The sequence below is a fragment of the Corallococcus sp. CA049B genome, from assembly GCF_003611685.1.
In the GTDB taxonomy this organism is placed as follows: Bacteria; Myxococcota; Myxococcia; order Myxococcales; family Myxococcaceae; genus Corallococcus; species Corallococcus coralloides.
The window spans coordinates 1-7,593 of record NZ_RAWC01000320.1; the positions used below are offsets into that span (position 1 = coordinate 1).

7 protein-coding genes and 2 pseudogenes are annotated in these 7,593 nt (G+C 70.7%); 5 read left to right on the forward strand and 4 right to left on the reverse strand.

Going from position 1 to position 7,593, the window contains the following annotated elements; genetic code table 11:
* Both D7W82_RS37185 and D7W82_RS37190 read left to right on the forward strand, forming a co-directional pair.
* Nucleotides 1–264: pseudogene (locus tag D7W82_RS37185) on the forward strand (SanA protein); the annotation flags it as partial.
* 114 nt (nt 265–378) lie between these two features.
* Complete coding sequence (locus D7W82_RS37190) at nt 379–654, forward strand: hypothetical protein (RefSeq protein WP_120560922.1); 276 nt, start codon at nt 379–381, stop codon at nt 652–654.
* Nucleotides 655–763: 109 nt separating this feature from the next.
* On the opposite strand, the gene D7W82_RS37195 is transcribed toward D7W82_RS37190, so the two are convergent.
* The gene (locus tag D7W82_RS37195) at nt 764–2,167 is read right to left on the reverse strand and encodes an SMI1/KNR4 family protein (RefSeq protein WP_120622817.1); all 1,404 of its coding nucleotides are present in this window, start codon (nt 2,165–2,167) and stop codon (nt 764–766) included.
* 215 nt (nt 2,168–2,382) lie between these two features.
* Here D7W82_RS37195 and D7W82_RS37200 point away from each other — a divergent pair, with 215 nt between their 5' ends.
* On the forward strand, nt 2,383–2,742 hold the full coding sequence (locus D7W82_RS37200) for a co-chaperone YbbN (protein ID WP_120622818.1): 360 nt from the start codon (nt 2,383–2,385) through the stop codon (nt 2,740–2,742).
* 5 nt (nt 2,743–2,747) lie between these two features.
* Here the strand turns inward: D7W82_RS37200 and D7W82_RS37205 are convergent, their stop codons facing one another.
* Both D7W82_RS37205 and D7W82_RS37210 read right to left on the reverse strand, forming a co-directional pair.
* Nucleotides 2,748–4,613: an ABC transporter ATP-binding protein gene (locus D7W82_RS37205; protein WP_120622819.1), complete on the reverse strand. Its 1,866-nt coding sequence runs from the start codon at nt 4,611–4,613 to the stop codon at nt 2,748–2,750.
* Nucleotides 4,614–4,650: 37 nt separating this feature from the next.
* A complete protein-coding gene (locus D7W82_RS37210) occupies nt 4,651–5,601 on the reverse strand; it encodes a universal stress protein (RefSeq protein ID WP_120622820.1) in 951 nt (316 codons plus the stop codon).
* A gap of 445 nt (nt 5,602–6,046) precedes the next feature.
* Here D7W82_RS37210 and D7W82_RS41140 point away from each other — a divergent pair, with 445 nt between their 5' ends.
* Complete coding sequence (locus tag D7W82_RS41140; protein WP_014400293.1) at nt 6,047–6,208, forward strand: hypothetical protein; 162 nt, start codon at nt 6,047–6,049, stop codon at nt 6,206–6,208.
* 89 nt (nt 6,209–6,297) lie between these two features.
* Here D7W82_RS41140 and D7W82_RS37220 read toward each other — a convergent pair whose 3' ends face one another.
* The gene (locus D7W82_RS37220) at nt 6,298–6,507 is read right to left on the reverse strand and encodes a CsbD family protein (RefSeq protein WP_014400294.1); all 210 of its coding nucleotides are present in this window, start codon (nt 6,505–6,507) and stop codon (nt 6,298–6,300) included.
* Between the two features lie 302 nt (nt 6,508–6,809).
* On the opposite strand from D7W82_RS37220, the pseudogene D7W82_RS37225 reads away from it, so the two are divergent.
* Nucleotides 6,810–7,593 (forward strand): annotated as a pseudogene (locus D7W82_RS37225) (methyl-accepting chemotaxis protein); the annotation flags it as partial.

Sequence of the window (7,593 nt, forward strand, 5' to 3'; positions counted from 1 at the left end):
TACGACAGCTGCCTGCGGGCGCACTCGCGGTTCGGCGCGAACCGGGCGGTGCTCGTCACGCAGCGCTTCCACCTGTCGCGGGCGCTCTTCATCGCCAACTCGGTGGGCATCGACGCGTGGGGCGTGGCGGCGGACGAGGGGCGGGCGACTCCCTGGCGCTACACGGTGCGCGAGACGCTCTCCCGGGTGCTGGCGCTGGGGATGGTGCTGCTGGAGGTGGAGCCCGGCAGCACTGACGGCCAGCCGTCGACGGCTCCCCGCTGACGGGGGGCCGGGCCCGCCAGGCAGGCGGGCGGCGTCCATTGCCGCTCCCGTCCGGGGGGCCCATTTTCGAGGGGACACGGAAGCTTTCTCAACCGTCCCTGTCGAGGAGACCCCATGAAGTTCAACAAGCTCGGAGACGAGGATGTGGGCGAGTCCACCTCGCTGCGCCACCGGAACCCGGACACCGGAGAGGACGAGATCAACATCTCGGACCAGGACCTCGCGCTGTCGCCGCCCATGGAGGAGGAGGCGGATGCGCGGGACATCCTGCCGGATCAGATCCAGCGCTTCGGCCGGGGTGATGAAGAGGAAGAGGAGCGCGAGCTGACCGCGCAGCCGGATGAACCCGGCCCGCGCGCCCAGTCGCCGGACCTGCTGCCCGAGGGGTAGCCGGGTCCAGCAGGCGGGTACGGCATGAAGACAGGGCGCGTCCCCGTACATGGGACGCGCCCCTTGTCTTCAGGCGGGGCCTCTGGGGGAGGCCCCATGCGGCTCAGGGCTAACGGCGCGAGGACTTCTTCGCGGTGGCCTTGCCCGTGGACTTCTTCGCGGCTCCGCGCGCGGTGGCGCCCTTCTTGGCGGCAGCCCCGCGCGTCTGAGCGCCCTTCTTCGCGGTGGCGCCCTTCTTCGCGGCGGCCTTGCCCGTGGCCTTCTTCGCGGCCCCGCGCGTGGATGCGCCCTTCTTCGCGGTGGCTTTGCCCGTGGCCTTCTTCGCGACCGCGCCTTTCTTGGCGGTGGCACCCTTCTTGGCTGCAGCGCCCTTCTTCGCGGTGGCGCCACGCTTCTGGGCCGAGCCCTTCGCAGCGGCCTTCTTCGCGGTGGCGCCACGCTTCTGGGCCGAGCCCTTCGCAGCGGCCTTCTTCGCGGTAGCGGCCTTCTTCCCGGTGGCCCCCTTCTTCGCGGTCCCACGCGCGGGTGCGGCCTTCTTCGCGGCGCCCTTCTTGCCAGCCGCCTTGCGCGCTCCCGCCCTGGTGGAGACGGCTTCGCTCGGCGCCTCCGCTTCGGTGGCTTCGGCCTTCTTCGCGGGGGCGGACGGCGTCTCGGGGACAGCCTTCTCGCGGCGGGCCTTCTTCACCGCGGGGCGCTTGGGCTCGGGCTCCTCGAACAGCTCCTCCTGCTCGGGGGCCTCCTCCTCACCGGTGTCCTCGGCCAGCTCCGCCTCCCGCTCCTCCTCGCCGGACACCTCGGCCTCCTCGTCCTCGGCCTCCTCGGCTTCGAACTCGTCGGCGGCCTCCGCGGCTTCGAGCGCCTCCTCCTCGTCCTCACCCGCGTCACGGGCCAGGGCGGCCAGGGCGCTCGAGTAGTCGCCGCCACGGCCAGCGGGAGCCTCCTCTTCGTCCTCCACCGCCTGTGCCGCCGCTCCGGACAGCGCGCCCTGGAGCACGGCGTTCATGGCGCGCGCGAAGGTCCGCTCCCCGAAGCTCTCCACCTCTTCCACGGGCGGAATCAGCACCTCGAGCATGTCCTTGAGCGCGCGGTACAGCCGCATCTCCTTCTTCTCACCGTCCCAGGTGCCGAAGACCCAGGTGTCCCCGTCCAGCGCGTCCACCCAGCCGGGCAGCGGCCCTCCGCCGTCCCCCTGCTCCTCCATCGCGGACTTGCGCGCGACGAACAGGTGCCGGTGCGCCCCCTTCAGCCCGAAGCGCCACACGCCCGCGGCGGGCAGGCCCACCACCATCAGGCGGCTCTTCTCCAGGACGCTGGGCTCCCCGTCCTCGCCACGCAGCGGGAACAGCCGCACCTCGCCCTGGAACTCACCGCCGTTGAGCGCCTGGTACAGGTCCGCCAGGTCCTCCGGGAACGGGACGCCGCACTCCGTCTCCGCGCGGCGGACCTCCTCCGCCTGCACACCCTCCGAGGTCGCCTTCGCCGACTTGCGCAGTGCCTCCAACCACTCGTGCATGACCCCTCCACGACATCGACAGCCACCAGGGCTCGCACCTTACGGCGCCTTGGGCCCCCGTGAGCAGTGTGCATGTCGGGTTTCGTCCACCCGACGTCCTCTAGACATACCTGGACAACCTGACACGCCCGCCCCCTCCATCCCTCCTGGCCGCCTGCCCCGGGTCCAGGCGGCCCGGATGGAAGCCCGGCCCCCCGGGCGTTAGGAAGGGCGCCATGGCGCATCCCGTAAGCATCGAGGCGACGACCGAGACCTTCGACTCGCTCGTCATGGAACCCCGCGACGAGCTGGTGGTGGTGGACTTCTGGGGCCCCGGCTGCCCGAACTGCGACATCTACGCGGCCGCCGAACCCGAGCTCCTCCAGGAGCTGGACGGCGCCCCCATGCGCGTCGTCAAGGTCAACGCCTACGAGCACGAGGCCTTGGCCACCCGCTTCGGCCTGTTCGGCATCCCCACCTTCCTGCTGTTCCGCGACGGGAAGCTCTTGGGGAAGATGAGCCAGTACTACGGCAAGCCCTACTTCCTGGGCGTCATCCGGGACCACCTGCCCGGCGGCGCCAAGGCCCAGGCCTGAAGCCGTCAGTCCCGGTAGCCGCGCGCCTGGAGCCGGAACAGGTGCGCGTACCGCCCGTCCAGCGCCATCAGCTCGTCGTGGCTGCCCAGCTCCTGCACCGTGCCGTTGTGGAGCACGGCGATCTGATCCGCCATGCGCACCGTGGAGAAGCGGTGCGAAATCACGATGGCGATGCGGTCCGCGGCCAGCGCCTGGAAGCGCTCGAAGAGGGCGTGCTCCGCCTCCGCGTCGATGCTGGCCGTGGGCTCGTCCAGGATGAGCACCTCCGCGTCGTCGCGCATGAAGGCGCGTGACACCGCCAGCTTCTGCCACTGGCCGCTGGACAGCTCCTGGCCCTTCTCGAACCAGCCGCCCAGCATCGTGTCGTACCGGGCCGGCAGCGCCGCGATGACGGAGTTCGCCCCGCCCTGCTCCGCCGCCCGTTCGATGCGCGGCCGGTCCTCCAGCGCGGGCACGTGTCCCAGGCCGATGTTCTCCGACACGCTGAACTGGTAGCGCACGAAGTCCTGGAACACCGCCCCGAAGCGGCCGCGCAGGTCGTCCGCGTCCATCCGCGCCGTGTCCTCGCCGCCGTACAGGATCTGCCCCTCGGTGGGCTCGTACATGCGCAGGAGCAGCTTCACCAGCGTGCTCTTCCCCGCGCCGTTCTCCCCCACCAGCGCCAGCTTCTGGCCGGGCTTGAGCGTGAGGTTCACGTTGCGCAGCGCCCACGCGTCCTTGCCCGCGTAGCGGAAGGACACGTCGCGCAGCTCGATGGCGTTGCTCCTCCCTCGCGGTGGTGAGACGGCGGGCAGCGCCCTGGGCGCGTTCTCCAGCGTGGGGATGTCCAGGTAGGCGAAGAGGTTGCTCATGAAGAGCGCGTCCTCGTACATGGAGCCCACGCTGGTGAGGATGCCCTGGAACGCGGCCTGCCCCTGCCGGAACACGGCCAGGTACAGCACCATGTCGCCCACGGAGATGCCGCCGGCCGCCGCGCGGCTGGCCACGAAGAGGTAGCAGCCGTAGAAGGCCGCCAGCGACAGGAGGCCCAGGCCCAGGCCCCACACCATGCGCTTGCGCGCGAGCGCCCGGTCCTCCGCGAAGAACTTCTGGAACAGGTCGCGGTAGCGCCCCAGCACCAGCGGCCCCAACCCGAAGAGCTTCACCTCCTTCACGGTGCTGTCACGCGTGAGGATCCACTCCAGGTAGTTGAGCTTGCGGCCCTCCGGCGCGCGCCACGAGTACAGCCGGAAGCCCTCCGCCGCCAGCCGCGCCTCCGCGATGAACGCGGGGATGGACGCGGCGAGCAGCACCACCACGCTCCACGGCGACAGCGCCACGAGCAGCACCGCGTAGGTGGACAGGGTGATGACGTTGCGCACAATGCTGAACGCCTGCATCACCAGCGACAGCGGGCGCGCGTTCGCCTCCCGCCGCGCGTTCTGCATCTTGTCGTAGGTGTCCGAGTCCTCGAAGTGCTTGAGCTCCAGGTCCAGCGCCTTCTGGAGGATGCGCTCGTTGAGCAGGTTGCCCAGGTGCGCGCGCAGCAGGTCCCTCGTGAGCGTGAGCCCCCGGTCCACCACCGCGGAGGCCACCATCAGCGCGAACTCCGTGGCCACCAGCCCCACCACGCGCGAGTTCGCCGCCACGTCGCCCTTCGCCGCGGCCACCACCGTGTCGACGATGAGCTTGCCCACCCATGCGATGCCCGCCGGCAGCACCGCCGCCACCAGCGTGAGCACGCCCAGCACCACCGCGCCCCGGGGGCTCGCCCGCCAGAAGAGGCGGAAGGTGCCCGGCAGCTGCTTGAAGAGGACGCCCGCGTTCTTCAAGCGGGCCCGGAGCGATGGCGGCGGCGACGGCGTGGGAGGAGGCAAGGTGCCGCCCCTCATAACGCCTCGACGCGCGCCGCGCTGGACTTCCCTGCTATCAGGAAGCCGGTGCGCCCCCGCCGTCCGGCAGGGTGGCGGGCGGGGCGGCGTGCCGCGAGATGAGCACGTCGCAGCGCGAGTGCCGCAGCACGCCCTCGGTCAGCGCCGTAGGCGGATTCGCGGAGGACATGCCCAGCGTGAGCAGGTCCGAGTCGCGCTCCCGGGCCTCCGCGAGGATGCACTCGCACGGGTCTCCGAAGCGCAGGCGGCTCTCCATCACCCGGCCCGTCTCCCGGTACGGTGCCAGGAAGCGCCCGAGCGCCCTCCGCGCCGCGTCCTCGCGCTCCTGCCGCAGCCGCAGCTGCTCCGCGAGGGGGGCGTCCTCATCCTCGCGCAGGTCCACCACGTGCAGCACCTCGATGGGGGTCGAGGCCGGACACAGGCGCATCGTCAGCTCCAGCCCCCGGCGGGACTCGCGCGAGAAGTTCACCGCGACGAGAGGCCGGTGGTAGACGCGGCCCGGGTGCGGCATCACCACCAGCACGGACGCGTCCACCTCCCGCACCAGCCGCAGCACCATGGCGTCGTCCGGCAGCGGCTTCGCCGGTTGGGGCAGGTGCGGACGGCCCACCACCAGCACCTCCACGCCCTGGTCCTTCGCCAGCTCCGCCGCCTCGTGCGGCGCGTCGCCGGTGCGCAGCTCCTCGCGCACGTCCACGTCCGGCCGCTGCCGCAGCCGCTTCGCCGCGGAGGTCACCAACCGGCGCAGGCACTGCTCGCCGTCCACCGTCCCATCCGGGCCGGTGTGGCCATCCAGCGGCGGGCTCACATGCAGCACGCTGAAGGCCGCCCCGTGCGCGAGCGGGAGCCGCAGCGCGCGGGCGAGCGCAAACTCGGATTGCAGGGAGAAGTCCAACCCCACCGCCACCCGCCGCAGCCCCCGCTGGGCGCGGAGGAGGCCGTCGGGCAGCAGGGGCAGGCTCCTTCTGGAAGATGCGTTTGGCCTCATCTCGACTCCCTTCCCCCTCACCGCTGGGCGCACCGCGGGAGGGCTTGCCGCCTCACGCGGGCCCTCATGGACATACATTCAGACCCGTTGGCGGATGTGCCACCCGTCTTTTGCGAGGACGCCGCGTCCGCAGCCCGGCGGCAGGGCACGCGAGCGGCGTGGCCCGGCGGGACGCTCTGGTCAGGGCAGGCGGGCAGGCCTTCCATCCTCTGGACGCCGTCCTGTCTCTGTAACGTTTTCAGGGCGCCGCACCGCTTCGTTCAAGGACTCCGGGGCAGGCGTGCTTTCAGGGCCGCCATTTCAACGGTTTGAGACGTTCACCGCAGGACCTTGGGGAAGGCGGGCGCTTTCAGAGGCTCGGCCAGCCCTTTGCAAAGACCTCTGCCCGGCCTCTCACGAGGCCATGGGCGGCGGGTCGGACGGCAGGACGCAAGGGAGCGGGAACATGCGAGGGGTCATCACCGGACGTGAGGTGGTTGCCAACCTGGGACTCATCTACCGGGAGTTCGGTACAGCCTGTGTGTTGCGCTGTCTCTGGGTGATGCTCAGCGGGAAGTCCACCACCTTCCTGGAGGTGGCGTGTCCCTGCGAGAAGATGCGGCAGTGAGCACGCGCCGTTGAAGACAGCTCGGGCCGCGGGAAGCACGAAGGCTTCCGCGGCCCGAATGGTTTCAACGGCGGTCCAGTGAAGCGTCGCTAGCGCTGATACGGATCCGCGTCACCGCGGCGCACTTCCTCGCGCTCGTCGGTCTTGTCCTTGATGGCGTGCTTCACGTCCTCGACCACGCCCTTGACCTTGCCCTTGAGCGTGTCCGCCTTGCCCTCGGCTTCCAGCGAACGGTCGCCCGTCGCAACGCCCACGGTTTCCTTCACCTTCCCCTTGGCCTTGTCAGTCCACTCGCCCATGGCGTCCTCCTGACGTCGGTGTGTGAATCGGTGTGGAGGACAATGTGCTCACGTCACGGGCGCGCGACAGGTGACGGGGGCTCGTCCGCACGGCCGCCCTGCTCGGGCCAGGACAGGCCGGAATGTCATGGAATGGACAGTGCGCGGCGCGCGATGAGACGACACGCGCCCTGCCCTCCCTACCCGTTGCGTCCCTGTTATCCACGGAGACCCCGGAGTCTGGATGGCGAGACGAAGACGTTGCATTGACGCATCCGCACTTCGCCCGCAGGCTTGAGCCGTTCAACCGGATCCGTCACCCGATGACACAGCCATCCCCCCCTTCGACCCAGGCGCTGCTCTTCAAGCTGCTCTTGCTGCGCACGCTGGTCGTCACGGTGGCGGTGGCTCCGGCCATCTACGTCGACATGCAGCTGCTGGACGTGGACGCGAGCCACGCGGGGTTCGTGCTGGGCGTCGTCACGCCCATCGTCATTGGCGGGCTGGCGTTGGTGGTGCCCATTGGGGCGGTGGGCGCGCTGTTGCGGCACGCGGTGGAGGCGAAGGCGAGCCCCGCGGAGCGGCTGGGGCGGCTGTTGCGGCTGCCGGGCGTGCTCACGTTCGTGGAGGCGCAGGCGGGCTGGTTCCTGGGCGGCATCTTCTTCAACGGCGCCATTGGCCTGGCGCTGGACCGGCCGCCGCGCGTCATCCTGGTGGGCGTGGCGGTGGCGATGAGCGCGGGGCTCTTCAGCGCGCCCATCATGTACATGCTCTACGAGAAGGCGCTGGCGGCGGTGACGCTGGAGGCGTTCCGCCGCGCGCCGCATGAGCGCCCCGCGGGTGAGGGGCTGTTCCTGCCCAGGCAGAGCTGGTTCCTGCCGGCCATCGTCGTGTCCGCGCTGTTGATTACGTGCATCACGAGCATCGCCACGTTGCAGCTGCGGCTGGAGAAGAACCTGTCTTCGCTGGCGGACGACCTGGAGCTGTCGGGCCAGTACCGGGGCGCGGCGCGGGTGCGTGCGCGCATCGAACCGTTGCAGCGGGACCTGACGTTGCCGGTGGCGTTCCTGGGCGGGTTCGCGGCGCTGGGGGCCATCTTCACGGCGG